Source organism: Faecalicatena contorta (assembly GCF_003149105.1).
In the GTDB taxonomy this organism is placed as follows: domain Bacteria; phylum Bacillota; class Clostridia; order Lachnospirales; family Lachnospiraceae; genus Muricomes; species Muricomes contortus_C.
On the sequence record NZ_QGDS01000003.1, the window covers coordinates 315,184 to 339,960 of the forward strand.

Sequence of the window (24,777 nt, forward strand, 5' to 3'; positions counted from 1 at the left end):
ACCCTGATGGTGAACATAGCAAAAGCCACGTTCAGCCATCAGGGTATTTCTTGTATCTTGTTCTTCTGTTAATCAATATACCCATACACAGTGGTGTAATTTTATTTTGATAATACTGTATTCCTGTATTCATTTGCAGAAATACCTACAATCTTTTTAAATACCCTGGAAAAGTGAGCCACGTCCGAAAACCCTACCTCTTCTGCAATCTCCCCAATCCTAAGTGCTGGATTGTCTAGCATCTGTTTTGCCTTTTCAATGCGGATTTTGTTTAGTATTTCCGAAAAATTCTGCCCTGTGTACTTGCGGAGCAGCTTGCTTAGATGCCACTGGCTTACATATATCTGTTCGGCAACCTCTGACAGCATAATTTTTTGTTGATAATTTTTATTCATATACTTTAGGGCATTTTTTACAATAAAACTGCCTGAGATATTTTCTTCCGGATGCGCTTTCTCTTCGTTATCTTCCTTTTTTCCTAAATCACCGCTCTCTTTCGCCTTTGAACCTGAAAGGTTTGTTATCATTACTTCCAGTGTATCCAGCAATTCATCCATTTTTGACGGCTTTAATAAAAATCGGGTAACTCCAAGGCATATAGCACGCTGGGCATAATCAAAATCCCTATATCCAGTGAGAATACAGATTTGGATATTGGGGTATTGTGATTTAATGCTGGCAATCATAGTCAGCCCATCCATTCCCGGCATCTTAATATCCGATATCAGTATATCTGGCTGTTGGTTCCGGATTAATTCTAATCCTTCCCTTCCACTGAATGCAGTGCCTGCCACATGGCAGTTATATTTCCCCCATGGAATAGCCTGGGCTAATCCCCTGGCAATAATAGGTTCATCATCAACGATAACTACTTTGTACATCCAATCCCCCTCCCGGACTTTCCTATTTAGAATTATAACATACATCCGCAGTGCAGCAAGTAAATCCGGCAGATTCACTTGCCGTCTCACCCTTTTATTGCTCCCGAGATCATTCCCTTGATAATGTATTTCTGTAAGAAAATATATACAATTAAAATCGGAATCACTACCAGGGTTACTGCTGCTGCCATAAGTCCATAGTTGGTTCCTTCCTGGGATGTCAGCTGATTTAGCAGGACTGTGATTGCCCATTGTGTTTTGGTACGCAGAAAGAACATCTGAGTAAATAAGTCATTATAACTCCATAAGAATGAAAAAATAGCAACTGTTGCAAAGGATGGTTTAGTAAGAGGTACAATTACTCTAAAAAAAATCTGAAAGATATTGGCTCCTTCTATATACGCAGCCTCTTCTAACTCTATGGGAATACTCTTAATATATCCCATCAGCACCACAATGGCAAAGGATAAGTTTCCCGCAATCTGGGGAAGCGCTGTAGAGAGCAGAGATAGAAAGAGATTGCTGGTATTTACAATCCCCCAGGAATACTGCATCTGAAATACCGGGATGATGGTAGAGAACACGGGGAACATCATGCCTGCAATGACTAAATTATATAAGAGTTTCTTTAGCCTGAATTCGTAACGAGCCAATACATAGGCGGCAAGACCGGCGAGTAATATTACAGCCGCAGCTACACTGGTGGAAATAAGCAAACTGTTTTTATATGCACTTAAGATATCGACACGTTCAAATGCCAATCTGTAATTGTCTAAGGTAAAGATTTCCCCTAAAGGAAGGGCAAAGGAATTGGATAAGATAAACCTCCTGTCCTTAAATGAATTTAACACCACCCATATAATAGGGTAAATTGTAGTTAAGGCCCAGATACTTAATAAAAGAAGGATAATGGATTGCCCTAAAGAAACTTTTTTTTGCTTGTTTATTGCAATAGCTTTCATAGCAACCCTCCTCTAAAATTCTTTTTCTTTGAAAATAGTGTTTACAAGCTTTGATAACAGAATACCCAGTATTACAATTACAACAGCTATGGCTGAACTGTAATCTACGTCATTTACATTGAATACCTGGTAATACATATAGGTTCCAGTAAGCCAGGTTTCCCCGTTTGGCAGTCCCTTTGGGAACATAGTCCAGGGAAGATCAAATACTTTTAATGCCCCCGTAACTGCGAGTATAATACAAGTACAGGTTACATTGCGAAGCAGGGGCAGCGAAATAAATTTTACCTGCTGGTAAGAAGTAGCACCGTCAATTGCAGCGGCTTCATACAAGTCAGAAGAGATATTATTAAGCCCTGTTACAAGGATAATAAAGTAAAACCCCACATACTGCCACATCACCGGCGCCATCATGGTAAACAAAGCAATCCCTTTGCTTTTAAAATCAACCAATGCTGCAGCACCAAAAATCTCACGGATTTGATTAATCATGCCTTTGTCATAGAGGAAAATCAGGTTAAACAAAAGCCCCAGAGCCGTTGCAGAAATAACAATGGGGAAGAAATAAACAATACGGAATAATTTGGCTCCATAGGTAATACGGTCTGTAAGAAGTGCGAGCAAAAGTGCAATCCCTACCTGTCCGAATACGGTTACTACCAGCATAATCAGTGTATTGCGGAATGCAACCCACATATTGGTGTCTTTAAGCAGCATGGTATAATTGCTGTACCATGGGTCTGCCCATCCTTTTGATGCGGAGCCAAGTCCACTGATTTCCTGAAAACTATTGAAAATGTTTTTGATAAAAGGATAGTACAGGAATACAAAGATAAACAAAAATGCCGGTGCAAGGAAAAAAATAATTCGTTTTTTATTTTTATAAATATGAGATGTCATAGTTTGCTCCATTTCTGTGCAGATATCTGCTCATAGAGGATAATCTGTAAAGTAAGGGCCGCTGCAAAATTCAGGTTGATCTGTGCAGCAGCCCCATTTTATCTATTCATTTTTTGATCTCTATTTAGCCAATGAATCCAAAACTTCTTGTACAGATTCTTTTATATCGCTCTTACCAGTTACTAAGTTAGGCATGCCATCAAAGATTGGAACTCTTGATTCTGCCGGAATCTGGTCTTGTATCGCGCTTGCCATTCCCGTAGCACCCTGCACTAATTTAAGTCCATCTTTTGCTAAAGAAGTTAATTTAGATTCATCAACCTGGCTTCCGTTCTTTAATGCAGTTGCAGAAACCTCCGCAAATTTAGAAACCAGTTCATCACTTGTCATATAGCTGACAAAATCAACTGCTGCTGCTCGTTTGTCCGGATCATCCCAGGCTTTCTTTGTAATATAATATCCACTGGATAGTCCGCCAATGATATCCGTTGTTTTTCTGTCATTATTTCCAGGAACATAAGTAACTGTAAAGTTATCAATATTGCTTGTTAACTCTTCAATCCCACCAACCTTCCAAGAACCATCAATTAAAAAAGCTGCTTTGTTGTCAATAAACATCTGTACTGTTTCATCATCAGTACCTGTTAAAGTGTTTTCAGGGAAGAAGCCTCTTTCATAAAGGTCTTTGATGTCGTTAAGACCATTCACCCAAGCGGTTCCATGCTCGTCAGATATGCTGCCTGGAAGTACATTGTGTGTAGCAGGGGTTAAATAATTATAAATAGAGAACTCAAACCAATAGTGCGGCACGGTTGCTAAAGAAGCAGCAATTGGAGCATATCCGGCATCTTTAATCTTTTGGCAGGTTTCAAGGAATTCATCCCATGTAGTATTTGGTCCGGGAATTTCAACACCGGCAGCTTCACATACTTCTTTGTTTACGAACATGCCTTCCCAGTATCCATTCACCGGCACAGAGTAGTTCTTTCCATCTACAGGGGAAGCCCCCATCATGCCATCTTTCATATTGCTTGCATAGTCAGGGAATTCTTTACGGATTTCTTCAATGGAAACTACCTTTCCAGCTTCTACCAGGGGATTGGAGTCTACACCGTTAAAGAAAAATAGTACATCCGGTTCTGAACCTGTTTCAAAGTCTGCCAATACTCTGGCTTTAAAAGTTTCATCGGAAGTGGAAGAAGAATCATTTACCTTGTTCCCGCTTTCACTTTCCCATGCAGCCACAGCATCCTGGAAATTCTGTGCATTCCCATCATTTCCTGCATAAGTAGTAGTCGTGTTTAAAGTAACCTTTTTCGCTTCAGTCTTTGTCTCTTCTCCCGAACCTGCCGGTTCCTCTTTCTTAGTGCAGGCGGCCATAGATATTACCATGGTAAATGCTAACATTAAAGCGAATAACTTTTTCATAAAATACCTCCTATAAATGTTTTAATGTTTTTATGTTCCCTTCTGTTACTATCATACCCTAAGAAAGTGAAAAGGTTAATGTTTCTAATTGCTATTATTTGTCTGTGTTTGTTTTGTTTAATTTGACTATAATGGTGCTGACTGTAGAATCTTCTTTGTCATTTTTAATAGTAAGCCCACAGTCATTTCCATAAATAATCTTTAAACGCCTGTCAACATTGCGGATTCCAAGGCTTGTGGAGCGTTCATTTTCAGTATCCGATTCCTCGTTTAATAGAGTATTAATCTTTTCTTCATCTTCCTTCGACAGCCGCCCTTTATTTTTAATTTCAATATATAATTTATCATCCTCTGAAAAGATATGGAGGGTCACTATCCCCTGGTTCTGTCCATTCATTCCATGCTCTACTGCATTTTCTATGATGGGCTGGATAATAAGCCTTGGGACAGGCACCTGAAGAAGGCTCTCATCAATTTTTTTTACAATCTGAAAACGTTCCCCGAGCCTTGTGGATATAATAAAGAAGTAGGCATCTGCATAGGAAAGTTCTTCTGCCAGAGGAATGTGATGCTGCTGCTTACGGTTCATAGTGGCATTTAAGATAGTGGAGAGGGCTTCAATCATTCCGTTTACTTTATAATTTCCCATCAGCCTTGCCTCCCAATTAATGATTTCCAGGGTATTATTTAAAAAATGAGGATTAATCTGGGACTGCAATGCCATAATATTAGCATCCTTCAGCGCCAATTCCTCCAGGAATATTTTTTCAAATTGATTCTTTAATACCAGGGACATGGAATTAAAAGCCTCCCCTAAGAATGTGAATTCCTGGCTTCCCTGGATTTTTTGTATCTGGGTGCCGTAATTTCCCCCGGAAATTTGATGAGCGGCTTTGGTCAACTGGACGATGGGTTTTGTAATCTTTGTGTGGAAAAACCGAAAGACCAGCAGGACAAAGGCAATTAGCAGCGGGAAAAACAATGTTAAAATATAAACCAGTGCATCCATTTCATAGAGGATTACATCATCTTGTAACTTTGCCACAAAGGTTAAGTAATCCTGATTGTATTTTATTGTCTTATAAACATAGGAACCCTGGTCATCCTTATAATATGTACTTAGGGGAGCCACCTTTCCATACCTTGCCAGGTATGGGTTCTCAGGTGAGCCCCACAGCAGGCTGCCGTTTTTATAGATTGTTCCTTCCTCGTAGCCCCAGATAGTACTGATGCTCTCAAAGACCGATTCGTTATTCAACTCCATGACAATGACTGCGTAAGGTTTAAAATTAGATGTCATCAAGTTTCTTACCATGTACACCCGTTCTTCAAAGGGGACAAAGGCAACATTAGTATCCAATTCTTTGGAAAGCTCCATTGCCGGCTCTAAGACATGCTGTTCAAAATACTGGACATTGTAGTAGGTTGATTTGTTTTTATTGGAGTAGGTGTAATAAACATGTTCAGGAAATTCCGTGAAAACCAGCATGGTACTGCGGAAACGATCATCAAATCGATATTGCTGGTTCAAAAATAAGGTGATGTCTTCATAAGTTTTCTGTTTGCTATAACCAGACTGATGCTTTATGTATACTTCACGGACGGTGGGAAGATAGGAGGCATTCTTTGAAGCGGTAATGGCATCCTGCATTCTTGAAAGACAGGTTTCTACTGCTTTTTCCATGGAGTTTACAATGGTTTGCTCTGTCTGTTTGTTTAAATTGTGATAGACAAAATTAATTACAAGGATAGTCAGCAAGGTGAGGGGGATAACCCAGCAAAGGATTAAAGTCCGCATCATGCTCCATTTTAAGGACACTTCCTTTTTATTTTTCTTATTTAATTCCATTGTAACCTCCACTTTTCCTAATATTTCAATAGAACAAAGAGTTTGTGAAATACCTACTCCGGCGTAATACTCAGATAGTCTTCGTAGAGGGAAAGGATTTCCCTGGCTTCCTTAAGTGTGCCCATTTCGCAGAAGATACGCATCAATGGCTCTGTCCCGGAGAATCTTACGACTACCCAGCCACCGTTTTCAAAGTATACTTTGCTTCCGTCCAGATAGGAAACGTGATCAATTTCCACAGGCAGAATGGGAAGCTTTTTGTCTTCCATCAGTATTTTATGGATTTCATGCTTTTTCTCATAAGTGAGACGGTAATTTCCCTCTTCCATGTGGGCGGCACCAAATTCCCGTTCAATGTCATGGCAGATTTCAGAAAGTTTTTTGCCTGTAAGAGCAATCATTTCTACTAAAAGAGCTGCCGCATATACGCCATCTTTTCCTTTAATATGCCCCCTTACAGTAAGCCCCCCAGAAGATTCACCCCCAATAATGGCATTGGTTGCATTCATTTTGGCGGAAATATGCTTAAATCCCACAGGAACCTCATAGCATTCCTGGCCAAATTTTCTAGCAACCCGGTCAAGCATATGAGTCGTTGCAATATTCCTGACAGCAGGCCCGCTCCAGCCCTTGTATTTTACCAGATAGTAATATAATAGTACCAGAATATCGTTAGGGTGGAGAAAACGCCCCCTATTATCAATAACACCAATCCGATCGGCATCCCCATCGGTGGCAATTCCAATATCGCATCTCCTGTCACTCACTGCCCGCTGTAAGGCATGGAGGGTTGCAGAGGATGGAGAGGGAAGTTTGCCGCCAAATAACGTGTCATGCCGCTCATGGATGGTATAAACCTCACAGCGTGCTGTATGGAATATAGTGGTGAGGGAAGTTTCACTGACACCGTACATAGGGTCAATAGCAATCCTTAAGCCCCGGCGGCGTATGGCATCCATATTGACTCTGTCAATAATATGATCCAGATATTCGTTTAATGGATAAATTTCCTCTATCAGACCTGAAGCCAGCCCCTCTTCATAATCCATCTCTTCTACATCTTCTGCAGACAATTGCGCAATATATCCTTCTAAATCCTGTGTCTGAAGTTCATCTGCATCCCTTCCCCCTGCAGTAAATATCTTGATTCCATTATAGATAGCAGGATTGTGGCTGGCGGTAATCATCAGTCCATATGGAAGGTCATGTTTCATTACATAGAACATAATCAGGGGGGTGGGGGATGATTTATTCACAAGTGAAGCATGGATGCCTTCTCTGGCAAAAACACATGCCGCCCAGCACATTGCCTCTTTGGCTAAGAATCTGCGGTCATAGCCAAGGACAACCCCCTTTTCTGCAATTTCTTCTGCTTTCATTTTATTGCAAAGACCTTTCGCCAGAAGCTGTATATTTGTTTTAGTAAATTCATCCCCAATAATTGCACGCCAGCCACCTGTACCAAATTTAATCATATGATACCTCCATTTCTATTTTGCCGCTTTTATCTGTTTTCCCATAATGACATTTACCTGGTGTATTGTTCCTGGTGCTTTTTCAGGAATTTTATCTACAGCTTTCCCGTCAAGATAGATTTCTTTCACACCTTTCATAATCCCCTGGGGATTCTCCACCTTAATTTCATAAACTGCTCCCCGCCACTGCCTGGTAACCTGAAATCCTTCCCAGTCTCCTGGGATGCAAGGGTTAATTTCCAGATGTCCAAACTGCGGTTTTATGCCGAGTATATACCTGGTTGCACTAAAATAAGCCCAGCCGCCTGTACCAGTCATAAACGGATGCCTGGCACGGCCAAATCCTGTATGATCCCTGCCCATAATAAACTGGCAATAGGAATAAGGTTCTGCTTCTCTAATCTCAATTTTGTCATTTTGGTAATAGGGGCAGAGTGCATCATAGAATTCCATTGCCCTGTCCCCACGGCCAAGCTCACATTCTGCTGCCCATGCCCATGGATTAGGGTGACTGAAAATAGCACCATTTTCTTTTAAGCCGGGATAAACACGTGTTACAAATCCAATATCATCATTGGGTTTTGTATAGGAAGGGGCGTTAAGCTGGATGCCGTAAGGAGTAAACAGATGCGTATACACACTGTCCATGGCCCGTATTCCTTTTTCCCCAGTTGCCGCACCAGAGAGGACTGCCCAGGTGTTTGATTCTAAATGAATCCTCCCTTCTTCGTCCTTAACCGTTCCAATTTTTTTACCACTCTTTGTAATACCCCTGATGAACCATTCTTCATCCCACAGTTCTTCATTACACACTTTTTGCACCTGACTTGCCATTGCACTATATTTTTCTACATCTTCATCACGGTTTAAATGCTCTGCAAGGGAGATAAAGTTGGTAAGTGCCCAGTAATGCAGGAAAGACACCATAGCACTTTCTCCCCCGCCAAGGTTTAAGCAGTCATTCCAGTCTGCCCTAAGGCCCTTGCAGATGCCTGTTAACCCAACCTGTCTTGAAGAAAAATCAAGAATTTTGGTAAGATGTTCATAAACCGTGCCTTCTCCCCCATCTGCATAGGTAATCATTTCATCCACAAAATCAAATTCTCCTGTCTCTTTGATATATTCCACAACAGAAGAAACCAGCCACAGGGCATCATCAGAGCAGGCATCCTCTATTCCATGGATAATGCTGTCCCTATCTGGTGAAGGAACTACAGTGGGGGATTTAAATGGCTTGACAGAATCCTCCTCTGCAAACCATTCCGGCTGAAACAGGTGAAGGCCATAGCCTTCTGATACAAGGCCCTGCATCAATTCACGGATGCGCTGTTTGCATTTCTCTGGATTGGAGTGGGGGATTGTCATGGAATCCTGTGCTGTATCCCGGTATCCGAGACCGGTTCTCCCGCCTACTTCAATAAAGGAGGCAAAGCGTGAGAACATTACATTGATTTCAGCCTGATATAACGTCCAGGTATTAATTAAAATATTCATTCCTTCATTTGGGGTTTGAATCTGCAATTTTTTCTGTTTCGCATCCCAGAAGTCTCTAATATCCTGATATGCTTTCTCTACATTGGAAAGGTTCCGGTATTTTTCCCTGATACGCTTTCCCACAGTTCTATTTCCTTCCCCAAGCATATAGACAATCCGGATTGTCTCCCCTGGTTTTATAACAAAATTATGCTGTAGGGAGCCACAGTGGTTATTGCCAAGTTCTGAACTCCCGCTTAATTTTCCATTTATAACGCCCTCCGGGTTGGTTTCTGTGTGATATAGCCCAAGGAATTTGTCCCTAAGGCAGTCATATCCATCCGGCTCTATCGTGGATGTAAAATACTGATACCCAAATTCCTCATAGAACAAATCATACTCAATGATGCCGTCTTCACAGGAGGAACCAGAACAGTAAAGGCTCATCTGGAAGTTTTGGTTATCAATCATAATGTGGTGGAAAGAAAATTCACAATAAGTAAAGAGGCTAATGTCCCTTGGCTTTTCATCCTCGTTTGTTACAGTCACATCCCAAAGCTCCACATCTTCATCCATAGGTACCAATAGCTTCTGAACCGCCTTTATTTTTTCATAATCACATTCATAAACAGAGTAAGACATTCCGTGGCGACAGGTATATTTCGCTTCTTCAAGGGGTTTGCCCACTGGCTGCCAGGAAATGCTCCAGTAATCTTTTGTCCCATTGTCTCTGAGATATACATAATGCCCCGGCCGGTCCATTGGTACGCCATTTCCTCGAAATCTTGTAACACGGCAGTATTCTGGTGATTTGTGGAACATATATCCGCCTGCTGTTTGATTGACTACCACACAGGTGTCTTTTACCCCCAGATAATTGGTCCATGAAGTTGGAAGGTCAACCCGGTCAATGACATACTCCCTGTTTTTTTTATCAAAATGTCCGTATTGCATATATGCCTCCTTTAAAGATACAATAAGTTTAAATAGATTTTCTTTGCTTGTATCTTAGCATATTGAGCCAGAAAACTGATATTTCAATCTTGCCCTTTCTTGTATCGTTTTGTCAATTTAATAAAATGGATTTCATATTCCTTAAAAAATCAAAAGAATCAACCTAAAAGCTGGTATTCTAGGTACGGTTCCTAAAAAAGTATCACGTTTCGTACAAACAATAAGAGCAGTTCTGAATAAACGCAGAACTGCTCTTATTGTGATTAGTATAACTCTTACGCCTCACCTCTGTCATTTGTCAATTTCAGCTTGTCCAGTATAAAAAACAGCAGTCCCATTAACATACCAACAACACATGCAAGAACCATTCCTGATAACTGAATGCTTCCAAACTGCACAGCAACTCCTGAAAGGCCTGTCACAAAAATTACAGATGTCATCGCCATATTCCTGGATTTCCCATAATCTACCTGTGCATCAACCAGAATACGAATACCGGAGGCCCCAATCATTCCATATAGCAAAAATGAAATACCGCCGATAACCGGTCCTGGAATTGTATTGATTAATGTGGTCATCTTACCTATGAAAGAGCAGGCAATAGAGAGCACCGCTGCTCCTCCAATCACATAGACACTGTATACTTTAGTCATTGCCATAACGCCAATATTCTCTCCATATGTTGTAGTAGGCACAGAACCAACAAACCCAGAAAGCATGGTGGATATGTAATCCCCCAGCAGAGAGCGGTGAAGTCCGGGATCTTTTATTAAATCTCTTTCTACCACTTTACTGGTCACAATCTGATGTCCAATGTGCTCGGATGTAACGACCAAAAGTACCGGAAGAATAATGATGATTGCCTCCCATTTGAATCTAGGAAATGCAAAGTTTGGTAATGCCAGCCATGCTGCAGCACCGACTTCATTAAAATCTACAATGCCGCAGAGAAGTGCTGCCACATATCCCACAATAATTGCAACCAGAATCGGAATAACCGATAAAAACTTCCGGAATAATACGGAACCAAGTACTGCTGTCATCAGCGTTACCAGAAAAACAATGGCATTTTTCATATCAATTACTTCATCTCTCAGACCTGCATTGGATGCTGCCGTTCCTGCCAGTTCCAGACCGATCAATGCCACAACAGGTCCCATAGCTGCCGGAGGAAGCACAACATCAATCCAGTGGGAGCCAAATTTATAAATAATCAATGCCAGAATGCATCCAAAAAGTCCTACCACAACAAATCCGCCCAGAGCATAATTATAGCCCCATTTGCTGATAACAATTCCTGCCGGTGCGAGGAATGCAAAACTGGAGCCAAGATATGCCGGTGCTTTTCCTTTTGTAATGAAAATAAATAATAAAGTTCCAATCCCATTCATAAGCAGTACAACTGCCGGGTTAATTCCAAAAATGAAAGGCACCAGGACTGATGCCCCAAACATTGCAAACATGTGCTGGATACTCAAAGGCACCAACATATTAAATGGAACTTTCTCTTCCACCTGAATGATTTTCTTACTTTCCATATAATCCTCCACTTCTCTCTCGTTTCCTGAAAATTTTTTATCTTTCCCATTATAGCACTACTGCTACCCTGGCGCAATATCTTAAATGCTTGAGTTTTGGCAGATAACGAAGATGCATATTCCTTCTATTTCATCCCTTCCTTTATTATCCGCAATGCATTTTCTCCCATAATTTTATCCAGCTGCCGTTCTGTAATTCCCCTCTTTTTCATCGCCTCCCATACTAGTCCCATATCCCGGACATGCCCAATCCACTGTTCCCTGTCTTCATTATGGAATCCGTCAAAATCGGTTCCAATTGTCACAACGCCTTCTCCTCCAACTTGTATCATATGGACTGCATGACGGGCAATGTCATCCAGAACCGCTGTCTCGTTTTCTCTTAAAAATGGCGGATAGAAATTAAGCCCTGCTCCCCCTCCTGCCTCTCCAAGTGCCCGGAGCATCTCATCTGTCAGGTTTCTCGGATGATTGCAAAGTGCCCTTGCATTGGAGTGGGATGCACATATCGGTACTTTGCTGATTTTGATACAATCCCAAAACCCTCCGTCAGATAAATGAGATACATCCACCAGTATTCCTAATTCATTCATGCGCTCTACCGCCTGAAATCCGAATCCTGTCAAGCCTTTCTCCATAATTGTTTTTTCCCGGGAATTTGGGTATCCGAGACAATTGGCGTAATTCCATGTCAGGGTTACAAGCCGGATTCCCGCCTGATAAAGAGTATCGAGTCTCGATAATTTTCCAGAAATAATACCGCCCTCTTCTACTGTCTTAACTGCAGAGATGATTCTCCTCTTCTTATTTTCCATGATTTCAGAATAGTTGCATGCTATTTTTACTTTTTCATTTTGTTCCCCATCCATTCTTTCTATCATTTTCATTACAGCCCGGTAAGCACGTTCCCATGCTGCCGGTGATATCCGTTTCTGCTGCCCCGCTGTTCGTGAGTCTTGTGATGTTTTCGGTTCCTCAAAAGAAGCAGCATTTACAAAACAGGCAAAAAACTGTGCGAGAGTTCCTACCTTTTCCATTCCTTCTATACTAATGCTCAGGCTGTTCCCGGCAAGGGTATCATCTGCCGAAGCTTTCATCAATTCGCTGATTGTATCACAATGCATGTCTACCAAATTCATTATTTTTTGTACTCCTTTCTTACACAAAATGTCCTCACTGCACCAGGTATATTTTACCACATTTTTACATACGCTAGTGTACTGGCAGTGTTCTTTCTGCCTGAACTATCCTATGCCAGAAAAGGAGTGCTTATGAAACCGAAAATTGGAGTAGTTGTCTGCGGCTTTATGGATGACAGACAATTTGTAACCAACACTTATATTCAGTCCATCCGGTATTCCGGCGGACTTCCTTTTATTCTGCCTTTAATACGTTCAGACAGCGCGATTCAAGAATATATTACCTTTTGCGACGGCTTTCTTTTTTGCGGGGGAGGCGATATTACACCGCTTTTATTTGGAGAAGAGCCGAAAAATGGCATTGGCAAAACGGATATTACTCTTGATTTATTCCAGCTCCGTCTGATGAGAGCTGTATTAAGTACCAAAAAACCTGTTTTTTCCATCTGCCGGGGTATGCAGGTATTTAATGTAGCCTGCGGAGGTACTATTTATCAGGACATTTCCCTGCAGCCCGGCCGTCCGCTGAACCACATGCAGCAGTCTTATTCAAGAGCAGAAGTCAGTCACAAAATTCACGTAGAAAAAACTTCACAACTTCGCAAGTATATCGGCTCTCGAATGGAGGTAAACAGCTTCCACCATCAGACCGTCGGAATGCTGGGGAAAAACCTGGTTGCCTGTGCACATGCAACGGACAAAACAATTGAGGCTATTGAAATGCCATCCCATCCTTTTGCAATTGGAGTCCAGTGGCATCCGGAATGTATGTACCGCACATCCCCTGAAATGAGGGAATTATTCTCAGAATTTATTCTCCATACCAGGCTGCGTCCTCCGGCATCCTCTGATTAAAATTTTAAAAAATTAGTAACAAAATCAGCGCATACTATTCACTTTATCGGACATAATAAATCTCGAAAATATTATTTCTCAAAGGAGGCCAAATTATGTCCGATATTTCAATACTTGATCTGCAAAACTTACGTCATCTCATTGGCGGCTATGACACAACACATTGCAAAATGACTGATTATGCATCTCAGGCCGAGGATCCTGAAATAAAACAACTTTTCCAGGATGCGGCTAATTCTGCAATGAAGAACAAACAAGACTTAATGAAATTCTTATAAGGGGTGACGTATATGAATGAAAAAACAATGGTATCCGACGCCTTAGTCGGAGTGAATGGCGAACTCAAAATGTTTGGCGACATGATTCCACAGACAGAGAACAAAGAGTTAAAGCAATGCTTGAAGCAGATCAGAAATGAGTGCGAGATGTCACAGGAAAAACTTTATCAGATAGCAAGAGAAAAAAGCTATTACGTTCCTGCTGCAAAAGCAAGCCAGCAAGAAGTTGAACATGTAAAATCAATCCTGACACAGCCTAAAACCTTCTAAATGGCCGTGTAAGCAGACAACGCTTTGGGAGTGAATACAGAGAGGGGAAGTTAAGTATCCCCCTTTGTATTCACTCCCAAAGTTCATTTGTGTCTTTTTTAATCTTTTTCCCAAATAGCCTGGAATTCCTCAAAGCAGCAAGTGACCCCAGCATAAAAGGAAATATATAGGTCGAAAATCTATATATCAGCATCCCGGAAGCTGCTTCTACATTTCCGGTCAGTGGTGTAAATAAGGATATAAACACAAATTCTACTGCTCCTACACCTCCAGGTGCTGGTATAACACCTGCAAGGGCCAGCATCATAGATGTGGTTCCTATAAGAAGTGGTAAGTTCAAAAAATCCATCCTGTAAAAAATAACAGCCGGAATCAAAAACCAGGCGCTTAGTTTTAAAAAGTTCAGCAGCAATATTTCTAAAAGTAATTTTTTGTTTTTCAAAAGCCGGTTTGCCTCACAGCGTATAATAACAGCGTTTTCTCTCCACTCCACAATCTTCTTTTTCTGTTTTTCTCTCCTTATGATCTTCTCGGACCGGGAAAACACCCAGTTATGCAGCGGCTCGCAGATACAAGCCATAATCAGGGCTGTCACAATCAGAACTGCCAGCAGCACTCCGAATATCATAAAGGCTTTATAATTACTGAAATAGTGGTTCATCACCTTGTAATTGCCCAGAAAAGTGAATATAAAATACAGACAGACAGCGACACGCTGTACCACATAATTCAAAGTAAAAACCCCCAGACTTCTAGAAACCGGAATTCCTCTTTTTCTTACATAATACATCCCGGCTGCGGCTGTTCCGCTGCCAAAAGTAACTACTCTAAAAAAACTGTAATATAAGGAGCATAGAATCCCTTCATACCATGGAAATTTGTCATCATAACTGCGCAGCAATTTTGCAATAGCTGCGCCGTCAAAACAATTATATAGGATGCTACATAAAAAAACACCTGCAATCACCGGAAATGATGTTTTCTTCAGCTCAGCCCATATGTCGAACCAGGAATCTTTTAATACCATGTATGCTATGAAAATTACCAGGATAAGAAACACTGGTTTCCATATATTTTTTATGAGGACATCATAGTTTTTGATTTTTTTACTTTTTTCTTTCAATAATTCTCACCCTGCTTCACCTAAAACCTTGCTCCATTTTGAATCCTTACAGCAAAATCACGTGCAAGATTCTTAAATGTACCCCTATAAGCTCCTCCCATAATCTGTTTTTCTAAAATATCCAGCAGCCCGCCAAACCTGTTTTGTGCCGCTTCCATGTGAATTTCCGAAAAGTATGCGGCTGCCTCTGCCTCTCCTTCCTCACTCAGCTCCAGATGATAACCCCCCTCATCTGCTATCATACATGCTGCCGCCCTCATAAGAACAGGTACGCATATATTTTCAAAATATAGCTCACCATAATCAGGCCGGACAAATTCCAATAGGTTCATGATAGCTTCCCTGCTGAAATTTTGCAGAAATAGGTGCTCATACTCCGCTTCGTTCAAGTAGTCTAAAATTTTATCTATCCCCTCTTTATTGTCTAAACCGTATAGTACAGGATAATCTAATGTTAAAATATGATTTTGAGGTTCAAACCTGGCATCATATTTTAGAAAAAATTCAGGCATCCCTTTGATAATAGTATCTCTATAATTCTGACAGCCAAAATCTTCAAAATCCAAAAGTATACGGTGATACGTTTTTCTGGCCTGCTCTACTTTATCCAGTACAATTTGGTACCCTTCTTCATAAGCGGTCAGACTATCCGCGCGACGTCCTTCAAGCATTGTATCTCCAGTCTCCCCCTCACATTCTTTCAGGCAATACATCGCCGCTCCCATGAGCTGCCTTGCAGTGTTATAGGAAACAGACGAACTCTCACTTGACGTATAACGCTTTGACAGCTTTGCCACAACAGGCAGCAATTCTTCCATTTTATATTCCATTTTGATTCCCCCTGTAGATTCATTAAGCCTATATCTTAAATTTATCCGGTTACTCCCAAAACAATTCTCTTAGTGTCTGCAGGTAAAGTTCCTTATCCCAGCGGGGCACCTCGTCAAACTGCTCATATTGTCCACTTCCTCCACTCTCCTTGTAACCGTCATATCCCGCACGGATTGCTGCCGTAAAATTTTCCATACACGTCCCTTCCAGATAATCCAGGTCCCCGGCGCATACCGTTTCAAACTGCTCTTTCATAAAAGTAAGAATTTCATCATCTGTCATAAGATCTAATGCGGCATTCTTAAACTCGTAAAATATATCCTGCAGTTTTTCCAGGCTTTCAAGATAATTTTGCTGACTAATATATTGGGAATCACAAAACACATAAATCAATCTGTCTAAAATTCCTGATCCAAACTCAACTCTGCCATGCATTTTCAAACTTTGGTTTCTGCACTCCATCAGTTCGTTCATCTCTTCCTCCCTAAGAGATAACCCAAGTCTTTCCGTCTTCCGATTTAACGAAGACAGAACTGCCAACTCCTCCTGTTTCTTGACTAACTCCAAAAATTTAAAAACTTCTTCTTCCATATAATTGCCCCTTTTTCATGTAGTAAGTCATTATACGTCTAAGGGCCATTCTTTACAAGACTTGAAAAAACCGGCATTTTGTGGTATTATAATTACAGAAGATAATATAATAACCGCCAATATCACCAAAGAGGAAATCCCAAAAGCTACAAAATATCTGGAAGGATTTCCTCTTATGTATTATTCTCTAAAATTAAATATCCGCCTTCCATTGCACACAGTTCTTATCGATTTTGGCCTTGTAAAGCATCGCATCTGCTTCCCGGATCACATTTTTACTTTTACTTGGGTTGTATTTGCCGCCAATACTGACAGAGAGGCGGATATCTGGAAATGATTCCAAAACAATGTCATTCACTTTTTTTCTTATTGTTTCAAGTTTCTCCTCAAATCCTTCCTGCGAAATATCTCTGAACACAATCAGGAATTCGTCACCGCCATAGCGGACTACTGCATCTCTGCCCTCCACACAAGAAGACATGGCATCAGCAATTGCCCGTAATGCCAAATCCCCTGCCTCGTGACCGTGGATATCATTAATCTGTTTAAAATCGTCCACATCTACCATGGCCATTGCATACCATTGGCAAAGTGCCTCTAGCTGTTCTTCATAATACCTGCGGTTATATGCGCCTGTCAGGACATCTGTATACATCTTTCTATTATATTCTGTTATAGATGTAACAAATTCATTTTTCCCGTATGCTCCAAACAACGTTTCATCTGTAACCTGTGATATCATCTCCAGCATATACGGTTCGTCTTCTATTTCAACATACATCGATACAAGATAATATATATCATGATCAATAAATTCAAATTTTGTCATTTTACTTTTTGTAGTCAGGCCTTTTGCAGAGATACAGTTTTCACACCGATCATTTTTCCCCCACACTGCATAGCACTTGTATGGCTCCTCCCTTAACATCCCTGCATCATTGAGCGTATATTCTATATTTAGCGATGCATCTACCAATCTTACGGTGCTGAACACTCTTTCCAATTCCCCCATTAATATTACAAGTTCTTCTTTTGTCATACCCATTCTCCTAACACCGCCCTATACCCTTTTAAAACTCCAGCCTTACCCTGTTCTTTACTGCCGCGTAGGTTACTCCATCCATTTTTATCTTTTGCTGTATTACCTCACCCGCAGGAGCGTATCTTTTTGCAGCACGCTCACAAACATTATCCACACCTGTTATCTGTTCTACAAACGTTGAATGAGAACTGACCCCTTCAACTTCCCGCAGTTCCTCTGCAGTATAGGTGATAAAAGGAACTCTGTACTCCTCTGCAAGCTCCAATATGCCGGTTTCATTCTGTTTCAGATCGATACTTACAAATGCTTTAATCTGTTCTTTGGATGCACCAAGCTTTTTCAGAACTTCCTCCAGCTTTTGTTTCAGCTGCTCCTTCTTCACATCTCTTCTGCAGCCTATTCCTATAACCAGGTTTTGGGGAATTAGGTAAAGAATATTTTTTACTTTTTTTCTCTCTTTTTCTATTGCATCCATAACCGCAATTCCTAAAGGGTGCCTGCATAATTCCTCAAAACTGCTGCACATCTGCAAGTCCTCCGGAATATGCCCATCCACAGGAAAACTGCTGTAAAATCCAACAGTCTCATTCCTCAGCACTGCCGCCGATATTTCCTTTGCAAGACTTCTGCTTTCAATAAACAGATGGTTTTCCTTCGCAAAAACATCTACCGCAAATTTATTTTGCAGGTCCGTAGCCGTAGTAATCACAGCCACCGCATCAAGACCATCTGCAAGCATACCGGCAAACTTCACCGCACCTCCCATATGGCCTGAAAGCACAGGGATTACGTACTTTCCCTTCTCATCTATGCACAAAACCGCTGAATCTGTATATTTGTCTGCCACCCAAGGAGCAATATGCCGAACTGCAATCCCAACTGCCCCCACAAATATAAAGGAATATTCTCCCCAGCGCTCTCCTATCCATTTCTTCAGATTTTTTGCTAAGGGATTCATGCGAAATTGTCCCGCAAAACGTTCTATAGTATAGCTCTCACATTGGTATTCTTTTTGTGAAAGGAGCTCACTGACTATGGCATTTTGTCTGCTTCCCGCTTCTGTGAAGCTAAATACAGCAATTTTATTTCCCATACAAATTCCCCTGTCTTATGCTTTCATTTGTTCTATTGTACCACAAAAAACACCTTAGCCACTTCCTTTTCAGCGCACAGACAATACCCCTCACTCTTTATTTTGGCTAATAGACACAACTTTTGTCAGTGTATTAAAATTTCGTGCCGTCGATGGTACTTTTAATTTCCGCTCCAGAAAGTTGTTACTTAACTTACTGCGGCCTGCATTGCCCGCTATATACATATAAGCCGTTTTTCCTATAATCTGCAACTGCTCCTCAACACCGTTCTTAAATAAAGACATTACTTCCTGTACCCTTACAATGTCAGGTTCTTCTCCCAGCATAGTAAAAAACACACGTGAAATATCATGGTTCTCTGTATTAAATGGGTTGTACCGCAGCAATTCTTCTACCTCTTCCGGTGTCCGCACAATCACAGAAAGGTCCGGCCCTATTTCCTCCAAAATTAATGTATGGATAAAGTCTGCAATAAAAACAGAATCTTTATCTGACTGTAAAATGATATTACCGGTACCAAGATAGGTTCTAGCACTGGGATACCCCGCTTTTGATAATACTTCCCTTAACTTCTCCATAGGAACTTTATTTTTCCCTGAAGGCATTACACCACGCAAAAAAATCAAATATATATTCTTCATTTATTCACATCCCCGAACAACCGCAGCTGCTTTCTCAAAATCTATTCTTCTCACATAAATCACATATTCAGTCTCTGACTTTTTTCCATATGTACCGGTTGCTGTTCTTCCCCTAGTAAGAAATAAAGAAGGACTTTCCCGGTTGATTATTTTCACATTATAATCAATCTTATTTTGTGCTAACAACTGTCTGATGTTTCCTTGTTTCCGCATATCAAAAGTACTGATAAGTTCCTTACGATTGAATATTGTTATCATATATTTATCCTCACTTTGATATTTTTGACCCTGTACACCGTTCATTTCCCATATTATAGCACCTTTTAAACTCAATATGTATGTAGTTTATTAACTTATTTTGTTATAAAAAGGCGAAATACGTATTAGAATTCTTTAAACATAAAAATAAAACCCGAGTACGCCGAAGTGTACCCGAGTCTTATTTGCAATGTCTGACCGCTATTTAAAACTTCTTTTGCCATATAAGATTTTCTCTCATTTATTTTTGTACAATATTAATAATCCGCCCCGGAACATAGATTTCTTTTACGATTGTCCCTGTCAGTTTATCAGCTATTGCATCTTTTCCTGCTGCGATTGCAGCATCCTTATCTATATCAGCGGCAACCTTTATAACTGCTCTTGTCTTTCCATTAATCTGCACTGCGACTTCTATCTCATCGTCCTTCATCTGTGCTTCATCGTATGTGGGCCATTTTGCCTTAAATATTGTTTCCTCGTGACCCAGCTGCTCCCACATTTCTTCTGCAAAATGTGGTGCAAGAGGCGAAAGCAGCACTGATATTGTCTCTAATGTTTCTTTATCAATACCGCCTTCTTTTTTGGCAATCTCGATAAACTTATTATTATATTCCATGAAACCAGAAATGACTGTATTTAAGCTGAACCCTTCCAAACGTGTTGTGATGTCATGAACCAGCCTGTTACGCTGCTTTATCATTTCCTTTGTTGCTTTCACTTCCTGCTCTTTACTGTCCATAAGCAGATTCCAGAGACGTTTCAGGAACCTGTTTACTCCATCGATTCCCCTGTCGTCCCATTCTGCATCCAGTTCCGGCGGCCCTACGAATAATTCATACATTCTCAGGGAATCACAGCCATAATCATTTACCAAATCATCCGGGGATACAACATTCCCCTTAGATTTACTCATCTTAATACCGTTCTTTCCTGTAATCATACCCTGGTTAAACAGCTTCTGGAACGGCTCCTCAAAGTTTACCACGCCAATATCATACAAGAATTTTGTATAGAAGCGGGAATACAGCAAATGCAACACCGCATGCTCTACCCCTCCGATATACATATCAACTGGAAGCATTTCATCTGCTTTTTCCCTGGATACCAGTTCTTTATCATTGTGGCTGTCTACATAGCGCAGGAAATACCAGGAAGAACCTGCCCACTGTGGCATAGTATTTGTCTCACGTTTTGCAGGTTTTCCACAAACCGGACAACTGCAGTTTACCCATTCCTCAATGCCTGCAAGCGGAGACTCTCCTGTGCCGGTCGGCTCATAGGAATCTACATCTGGCAGACGAAGGGGAAGCTCTTCTTCTGGTACGGGAACAGCACCGCAATCCGGGCAGTGTATAATCGGAATAGGCTCACCCCAGTAACGCTGGCGGGAAAATACCCAGTCACGCAGCTTAAAGTTTACGGTAGCATGACCAATTCCCTGTTCCTCAATGATATGAGGTGCTTCTTTTTTAAGCACTGCGGATTCCATTCCATTCCACTCTCCAGAATTGATCATAGTTCCTGCTGCATCTGTATAAGCTTCTGTCATATTCTCAATTTCTTTTCCATCTTTTGCAATGACCTGAACAATCGGAATGCCAAATTTCTTTGCAAATTCAAAGTCACGGTCATCATGGGCGGGTACACACATGATTGCCCCTGTACCATAATCAGCCAATACATAGTCAGAAAGCCAGATTGGAGTTTTTTCTCCGTTTAACGGATTCACTGCATAGCTGCCAGTGAATACACCTGTTTTCTCCTTGTCCTGCATACGGTCTACATTGGATTTCATAGAAGCGTCATAAATATACTTTTCCACTGCCTCTTTTGTCTCCGGTGTGGCAAGCCCTGCTGCAAGCGCATGTTCAGGTGCCAGTACCATAAACGTAGCACCGTGCAGTGTATCTGGTCTTGTTGTATAGACAGTAATCTTCTCTTCCCGGCCTTCTATTGGAAAATCAACTTCTGCACCATAAGATTTTCCAATCCAGTCGGACTGCATCTTCTTAACCTTTTCAGGCCAGTCCAGTTTATCCAGGTCTCCCAGCAGGCGGTCTGCATATTTTGTAATTCTAAGCATCCACTGGCGCAGGTTCTTCTTTGTAACTTCAGTGCTGCAGCGCTCACATTTCCCATTTACTACTTCCTCATTTGCCAGACCTGTTTTACAGGACGGACACCAGTTAATCGGAAATTCCTTCTCATAAGCAAGACCTTCTTTGAACATTTTGACAAAAATCCACTGGGTCCATTTGTAGAATCCAGGATCAGTTGTATTGACTTCCATATCCCAGTCATAAAGAGCCGCAATGTCGTTAATCTGACTCTTAATATTTGACACATTCTCAGCGGTCGATTTGGCAGGATGCACACCCATCTTAATGGCATAGTTTTCCGCAGGAAGACCAAAAGCGTCCCATCCCATCGGGTGCACGATATAATATCCCTGGAGCAATTTATAACGGCTCCATACATCAGAAATTACATATCCTCTCCAGTGGCCTACATGAAGACCATTTCCTGACGGATATGGGAACATATCCAGACAATAATATTTTTGCTTCTTATCGCCATTATCATCAACCCTGGGATTTACCGGGTTCTCAGCCCACTTCTCCCGCCATTTCTTTTCAATCGCCTTATGATTATACACAATCTTAGACATCTTTCTATCCTCCTGCTTATACTACTTGGTGAGGTTCTTTTGAACCTAAAAAGCCTTTCCATCTCATTAAGAGACGAAAAGGCTTCATTTTCCGTGGTACCACTCTCATTCACCCGGCAGATACCAGATGCACTCATTTCTTCTGTAACGGGAAGGCCCGCTTTTATCTACTGCTATTTCAATAAAAGAACTCCGAGGTGAGTTGGGAGTTTACGCTTCTGCCTTGCACCGCCCGGCAGCTCTCTGAAAACGATAGCCTCTTAATATTCCTCTTCTACGTTTCTGCAATATTCTTATCTATTATAAGAAGAATGTTAAAATAAGTCAAGTGGTTTCTTTTCAATTCAGCATATATATTATCAGAATATTCTGAAAACCGAGTTCAAAAGGGTCAGTCCCTTTTCAAAAGGGACAGTCCCCTTTTAATTACCCTAACGCTACATCTAATATCATCATGAGTGTAAATCCGATTGCCACTCCTATTGTACTAATATTAGTATGTGGGTCCGCCTGCGCTTCGGGTATCAGTTCTTCCACTACAACATAAACCATTGCCCCGGCTGCAAATGCCAGCAGGTATGGCAGGATTGGAACTACCAGACTTGTGAGCAGTATTGTAATAACTGCTGCGATTGGCTCAACAATACCGGAAAGCGTCCCATATAGAAAGGATCTGCCCTTAGATATACCCTCTCCTCGGAGGGGCATGGATATGATTGCTCCTTCGGGGAAATTCTGTATCGCAATTCCGATTGACAAGGCAAACGCACCTGCAAGGGATATCATCGTATTCCCTGCCGCTATACCTGCAAATGTTACACCTACCGCCATACCTTCGGGTATATTATGAAGGGTAACAGCCAGCACAAGCATGGTGCTCTTTTTAAAATTAGACTCTACCCCCTCTTTCTCTCCTGTGAGATGCATATGAGGTGTCAGAGTATCCAGTAAAAGTAAAAAGCCCATTCCACATAGAAAGCCCACGGCCGCCGGGAGCCATGCAACATTGCCGCTCTCCTCAGACATTTCAATAGCTGGCATTAAAAGAGACCATATAGAGGCCGCTATCATGACTCCCGATGCAAATCCCAGCAGTGCCTTCTGCAGATTTATATTCATCTCCTTCCGCATGAAAAATACCATAGCAGACCCCAGGGTTGTCCCCACAAAAGGAATAAGTATGCCGAATAATATGTTTTGATCCATGTTCTTTCTCCCATTTATCTTATAGTTTCGTGACCATGAATCTATCTTATCCATGAAAGAACGAGTTTGTCAATGATAAATTTCCCGTATACTTTTGCCTGTTAGAAATTCATTAACTGCACAGACTTTCGCCTGGTCATATTTTCTGAAAATCATTTTTGCCGCCATTGGATTATCATAAACTTTCCAATATCCCAGCAATAAATATTCTTTTCCCTCCTTTTTTATAAACCCCCTCACATCCTCTACAGGATACCCCAAAAATACCCCAATTTCATGGGGAAATCCCATTCTCCTTAACTCAAATGAGGAAATCCTCAAGGAGAGCCTGTCTAGCATTTCATCTAATCCCATACTTTCATATCCATAACCCTGGATGAAGCTTCTGACGCCTATGGTTTTTAAGTATTCAAGTAGCCCTTCTTCACGATAAAGCAGAACAAAACACCGGTCTCCGGCTTCCGACAGCTTCCTGTACATAACCGGAGTCCCCAGGAAGATATGTTCCAGTTCACAGAACAATATTTTTTCCATTGTAATACCGCAGGATACCTTCAGTCCCTTGAGGAACGGGGCACACTGAAACACAATCTGAAACCTTAGCTTCAGCCCTATATCTCTATGTTTTAAAAAATATGACAGCACTTCTAAAGGCATAATAATCCCTCCCCTTAAAGAGTAAAAAATAAATTTCCCACTGCATTTTATATTTCCTGATTCTCACTTATTTTTCCTATGATTTTATCCTTTTTTTAGTTGTTCCTGCACCCCCTTAGTGTTATAATAGATTTAAGATTATTGAGCAAGAGAAGGCTCAAAATACATACATAAAGGAGAGATTCGCCATGGTAAATTTAATAACAGGACCGAAAGGCAGCGGAAAAACACAGCAAATCATCGAACTTGCAAATGAAAGGGTGAAAACTTCCAATGGAAACGTAATTTTAATCAAAAAAAGCCATCGTGATACCTGCAGCGTAGACTTCAATGTACGCGCAATCTGTATGGCAGATTACAAAGATATCAGAACCCTGGAGGAGTTCATTGGTTTTATATATGGCATGGTTGCTGGAAACCATGATATCGAAACTATACTTATTGACGGAGTATTGAAGCAGGCAGACATTTCATTAGACAGCCTGCCAGCTTTTCTGGAAAAACTTAATAAGATTTCCAAAGAAAATAACATCGAATTATATATTAGCGTCAGCGCTGAGAGAAAAGATATCCCCAATATAGATTCCCCTGATTATAATGTTTTGAGCTAATCATTTAAAGGGGTGTATCAGAACTCTCAACCTGTCTGATACACCCCTTT

Annotated in this window: 23 protein-coding genes and 1 other annotated feature; of the genes, 4 read left to right on the top strand and 19 right to left on the bottom strand. The window is 41.1% G+C overall.

What is annotated here, in order from left to right; translation table 11 throughout:
* Positions 1 to 101: 101 nt before the first annotated feature.
* The 9 genes from A8805_RS07210 to A8805_RS07250 form a co-directional block, all read right to left on the bottom strand.
* On the bottom strand, positions 102 to 881 hold the full coding sequence (locus tag A8805_RS07210) for a response regulator transcription factor (RefSeq protein ID WP_109709523.1): 780 nt from the start codon (positions 879 to 881) through the stop codon (positions 102 to 104).
* Between the two features lie 86 nt (positions 882 to 967).
* The gene (locus tag A8805_RS07215) at positions 968 to 1,843 is read right to left on the bottom strand and encodes a carbohydrate ABC transporter permease (protein ID WP_109709524.1); all 876 of its coding nucleotides are present in this window, start codon (positions 1,841 to 1,843) and stop codon (positions 968 to 970) included.
* Positions 1,844 to 1,855: 12 nt separating this feature from the next.
* Positions 1,856 to 2,743 (bottom strand): carbohydrate ABC transporter permease, encoded by an 888-nt coding sequence (locus tag A8805_RS07220; protein WP_109709525.1) that lies wholly within the window; start codon positions 2,741 to 2,743, stop codon positions 1,856 to 1,858.
* 120 nt (positions 2,744 to 2,863) lie between these two features.
* Positions 2,864 to 4,171, bottom strand: coding sequence for an ABC transporter substrate-binding protein (locus tag A8805_RS07225; RefSeq protein ID WP_109709526.1), 1,308 nt, complete (start codon positions 4,169 to 4,171; stop codon positions 2,864 to 2,866).
* Between the two features lie 94 nt (positions 4,172 to 4,265).
* Positions 4,266 to 6,020 carry a sensor histidine kinase gene (locus tag A8805_RS07230; RefSeq protein WP_109709527.1) on the bottom strand — a complete coding sequence of 585 codons (1,755 nt, stop codon included), beginning with the start codon at positions 6,018 to 6,020 and terminating at the stop codon, positions 4,266 to 4,268.
* A gap of 53 nt (positions 6,021 to 6,073) precedes the next feature.
* Entirely contained in the window at positions 6,074 to 7,495 is a 1,422-nt protein-coding gene (locus A8805_RS07235; RefSeq protein ID WP_109709528.1) for a phosphoglucomutase/phosphomannomutase family protein, read from the bottom strand.
* 15 nt (positions 7,496 to 7,510) lie between these two features.
* The gene (locus tag A8805_RS07240; protein ID WP_109709529.1) at positions 7,511 to 9,922 is read right to left on the bottom strand and encodes a GH36-type glycosyl hydrolase domain-containing protein; all 2,412 of its coding nucleotides are present in this window, start codon (positions 9,920 to 9,922) and stop codon (positions 7,511 to 7,513) included.
* Positions 9,923 to 10,197: 275 nt separating this feature from the next.
* A complete protein-coding gene (gene uraA / locus A8805_RS07245) occupies positions 10,198 to 11,460 on the bottom strand; it encodes a uracil permease (RefSeq protein ID WP_109709530.1) in 1,263 nt (420 codons plus the stop codon).
* 125 nt (positions 11,461 to 11,585) lie between these two features.
* Positions 11,586 to 12,599 carry a dipeptidase gene (locus A8805_RS07250; protein ID WP_181392761.1) on the bottom strand — a complete coding sequence of 338 codons (1,014 nt, stop codon included), beginning with the start codon at positions 12,597 to 12,599 and terminating at the stop codon, positions 11,586 to 11,588.
* Positions 12,600 to 12,731: 132 nt separating this feature from the next.
* Here A8805_RS07250 and A8805_RS07255 point away from each other — a divergent pair, with 132 nt between their 5' ends.
* The 3 genes from A8805_RS07255 to A8805_RS07265 all read left to right on the top strand — a co-directional run bounded on the left by A8805_RS07255 (position 12,732) and on the right by A8805_RS07265 (position 14,002).
* Entirely contained in the window at positions 12,732 to 13,454 is a 723-nt protein-coding gene (locus A8805_RS07255) for a gamma-glutamyl-gamma-aminobutyrate hydrolase family protein (protein ID WP_109709531.1), read from the top strand.
* Positions 13,455 to 13,549: 95 nt separating this feature from the next.
* On the top strand, positions 13,550 to 13,732 hold the full coding sequence (locus tag A8805_RS07260) for a hypothetical protein (RefSeq protein WP_109709532.1): 183 nt from the start codon (positions 13,550 to 13,552) through the stop codon (positions 13,730 to 13,732).
* 12 nt (positions 13,733 to 13,744) lie between these two features.
* Positions 13,745 to 14,002 carry a spore coat protein gene (locus tag A8805_RS07265; RefSeq protein ID WP_109709533.1) on the top strand — a complete coding sequence of 86 codons (258 nt, stop codon included), beginning with the start codon at positions 13,745 to 13,747 and terminating at the stop codon, positions 14,000 to 14,002.
* Positions 14,003 to 14,072: 70 nt separating this feature from the next.
* Here A8805_RS07265 and A8805_RS07270 read toward each other — a convergent pair whose 3' ends face one another.
* From A8805_RS07270 to A8805_RS07315, 10 genes are all read right to left on the bottom strand, one after another.
* Positions 14,073 to 15,125: a lysylphosphatidylglycerol synthase transmembrane domain-containing protein gene (locus tag A8805_RS07270; protein WP_109709534.1), complete on the bottom strand. Its 1,053-nt coding sequence runs from the start codon at positions 15,123 to 15,125 to the stop codon at positions 14,073 to 14,075.
* A 20-nt stretch (positions 15,126 to 15,145) separates the two neighbouring features.
* The gene (locus A8805_RS07275) at positions 15,146 to 15,955 is read right to left on the bottom strand and encodes a DUF6179 domain-containing protein (protein ID WP_109709535.1); all 810 of its coding nucleotides are present in this window, start codon (positions 15,953 to 15,955) and stop codon (positions 15,146 to 15,148) included.
* 49 nt (positions 15,956 to 16,004) lie between these two features.
* Positions 16,005 to 16,547 (bottom strand): DUF6323 family protein, encoded by a 543-nt coding sequence (locus tag A8805_RS07280; protein WP_109709536.1) that lies wholly within the window; start codon positions 16,545 to 16,547, stop codon positions 16,005 to 16,007.
* Positions 16,548 to 16,740: 193 nt separating this feature from the next.
* Complete coding sequence (locus A8805_RS07285) at positions 16,741 to 17,586, bottom strand: GGDEF domain-containing protein (protein WP_109709537.1); 846 nt, start codon at positions 17,584 to 17,586, stop codon at positions 16,741 to 16,743.
* A gap of 31 nt (positions 17,587 to 17,617) precedes the next feature.
* Positions 17,618 to 18,682 (bottom strand): cobalt-precorrin 5A hydrolase, encoded by a 1,065-nt coding sequence (locus tag A8805_RS07290; RefSeq protein ID WP_109709538.1) that lies wholly within the window; start codon positions 18,680 to 18,682, stop codon positions 17,618 to 17,620.
* Between the two features lie 90 nt (positions 18,683 to 18,772).
* Complete coding sequence (locus A8805_RS07295; RefSeq protein WP_109709539.1) at positions 18,773 to 19,324, bottom strand: DUF1697 domain-containing protein; 552 nt, start codon at positions 19,322 to 19,324, stop codon at positions 18,773 to 18,775.
* Positions 19,325 to 19,627 (bottom strand): hypothetical protein, encoded by a 303-nt coding sequence (locus A8805_RS07300; RefSeq protein ID WP_242992297.1) that lies wholly within the window; start codon positions 19,625 to 19,627, stop codon positions 19,325 to 19,327. It abuts the gene before it with no gap.
* A gap of 196 nt (positions 19,628 to 19,823) precedes the next feature.
* Positions 19,824 to 22,253, bottom strand: coding sequence for a leucine--tRNA ligase (leuS, locus tag A8805_RS07305; protein ID WP_109709541.1), 2,430 nt, complete (start codon positions 22,251 to 22,253; stop codon positions 19,824 to 19,826).
* A 66-nt stretch (positions 22,254 to 22,319) separates the two neighbouring features.
* Positions 22,320 to 22,539: a binding site (T-box leader), on the bottom strand.
* A gap of 140 nt (positions 22,540 to 22,679) precedes the next feature.
* On the bottom strand, positions 22,680 to 23,459 hold the full coding sequence (locus A8805_RS07310) for a ZIP family metal transporter (protein ID WP_109709542.1): 780 nt from the start codon (positions 23,457 to 23,459) through the stop codon (positions 22,680 to 22,682).
* A gap of 69 nt (positions 23,460 to 23,528) precedes the next feature.
* The gene (locus A8805_RS07315) at positions 23,529 to 24,116 is read right to left on the bottom strand and encodes a DUF3793 family protein (protein ID WP_109709543.1); all 588 of its coding nucleotides are present in this window, start codon (positions 24,114 to 24,116) and stop codon (positions 23,529 to 23,531) included.
* 188 nt (positions 24,117 to 24,304) lie between these two features.
* On the opposite strand from A8805_RS07315, the gene A8805_RS07320 reads away from it, so the two are divergent.
* Positions 24,305 to 24,727, top strand: a complete 423-nt coding sequence (locus A8805_RS07320; RefSeq protein ID WP_109709544.1) for a hypothetical protein — start codon at positions 24,305 to 24,307, stop codon at positions 24,725 to 24,727.
* Positions 24,728 to 24,777: the final 50 nt, after the last annotated feature.

Coding starts and splice junctions, on each gene's coding strand:
- A8805_RS07210 (WP_109709523.1), bottom strand. CDS start 881: ATGTACAAAGTAGTTATCGTTGATGATGAACCTATTATTGCCAGGGGA.
- A8805_RS07215 (WP_109709524.1), bottom strand. CDS start 1,843: ATGAAAGCTATTGCAATAAACAAGCAAAAAAAAGTTTCTTTAGGGCAA.
- A8805_RS07220 (WP_109709525.1), bottom strand. CDS start 2,743: ATGACATCTCATATTTATAAAAATAAAAAACGAATTATTTTTTTCCTT.
- A8805_RS07225 (WP_109709526.1), bottom strand. CDS start 4,171: ATGAAAAAGTTATTCGCTTTAATGTTAGCATTTACCATGGTAATATCT.
- A8805_RS07230 (WP_109709527.1), bottom strand. CDS start 6,020: ATGGAATTAAATAAGAAAAATAAAAAGGAAGTGTCCTTAAAATGGAGC.
- A8805_RS07235 (WP_109709528.1), bottom strand. CDS start 7,495: ATGATTAAATTTGGTACAGGTGGCTGGCGTGCAATTATTGGGGATGAA.
- A8805_RS07240 (WP_109709529.1), bottom strand. CDS start 9,922: ATGCAATACGGACATTTTGATAAAAAAAACAGGGAGTATGTCATTGAC.
- uraA (WP_109709530.1), bottom strand. CDS start 11,460: ATGGAAAGTAAGAAAATCATTCAGGTGGAAGAGAAAGTTCCATTTAAT.
- A8805_RS07250 (WP_181392761.1), bottom strand. CDS start 12,599: ATGAATTTGGTAGACATGCATTGTGATACAATCAGCGAATTGATGAAA.
- A8805_RS07255 (WP_109709531.1), top strand. CDS start 12,732: ATGAAACCGAAAATTGGAGTAGTTGTCTGCGGCTTTATGGATGACAGA.
- A8805_RS07260 (WP_109709532.1), top strand. CDS start 13,550: ATGTCCGATATTTCAATACTTGATCTGCAAAACTTACGTCATCTCATT.
- A8805_RS07265 (WP_109709533.1), top strand. CDS start 13,745: ATGAATGAAAAAACAATGGTATCCGACGCCTTAGTCGGAGTGAATGGC.
- A8805_RS07275 (WP_109709535.1), bottom strand. CDS start 15,955: ATGGAATATAAAATGGAAGAATTGCTGCCTGTTGTGGCAAAGCTGTCA.
- A8805_RS07280 (WP_109709536.1), bottom strand. CDS start 16,547: ATGGAAGAAGAAGTTTTTAAATTTTTGGAGTTAGTCAAGAAACAGGAG.
- A8805_RS07285 (WP_109709537.1), bottom strand. CDS start 17,586: ATGACAAAAGAAGAACTTGTAATATTAATGGGGGAATTGGAAAGAGTG.
- A8805_RS07290 (WP_109709538.1), bottom strand. CDS start 18,682: ATGGGAAATAAAATTGCTGTATTTAGCTTCACAGAAGCGGGAAGCAGA.
- A8805_RS07295 (WP_109709539.1), bottom strand. CDS start 19,324: ATGAAGAATATATATTTGATTTTTTTGCGTGGTGTAATGCCTTCAGGG.
- A8805_RS07300 (WP_242992297.1), bottom strand. CDS start 19,627: ATGAACGGTGTACAGGGTCAAAAATATCAAAGTGAGGATAAATATATG.
- leuS (WP_109709541.1), bottom strand. CDS start 22,253: ATGTCTAAGATTGTGTATAATCATAAGGCGATTGAAAAGAAATGGCGG.
- A8805_RS07310 (WP_109709542.1), bottom strand. CDS start 23,459: ATGGATCAAAACATATTATTCGGCATACTTATTCCTTTTGTGGGGACA.
- A8805_RS07315 (WP_109709543.1), bottom strand. CDS start 24,116: ATGCCTTTAGAAGTGCTGTCATATTTTTTAAAACATAGAGATATAGGG.
- A8805_RS07320 (WP_109709544.1), top strand. CDS start 24,305: ATGGTAAATTTAATAACAGGACCGAAAGGCAGCGGAAAAACACAGCAA.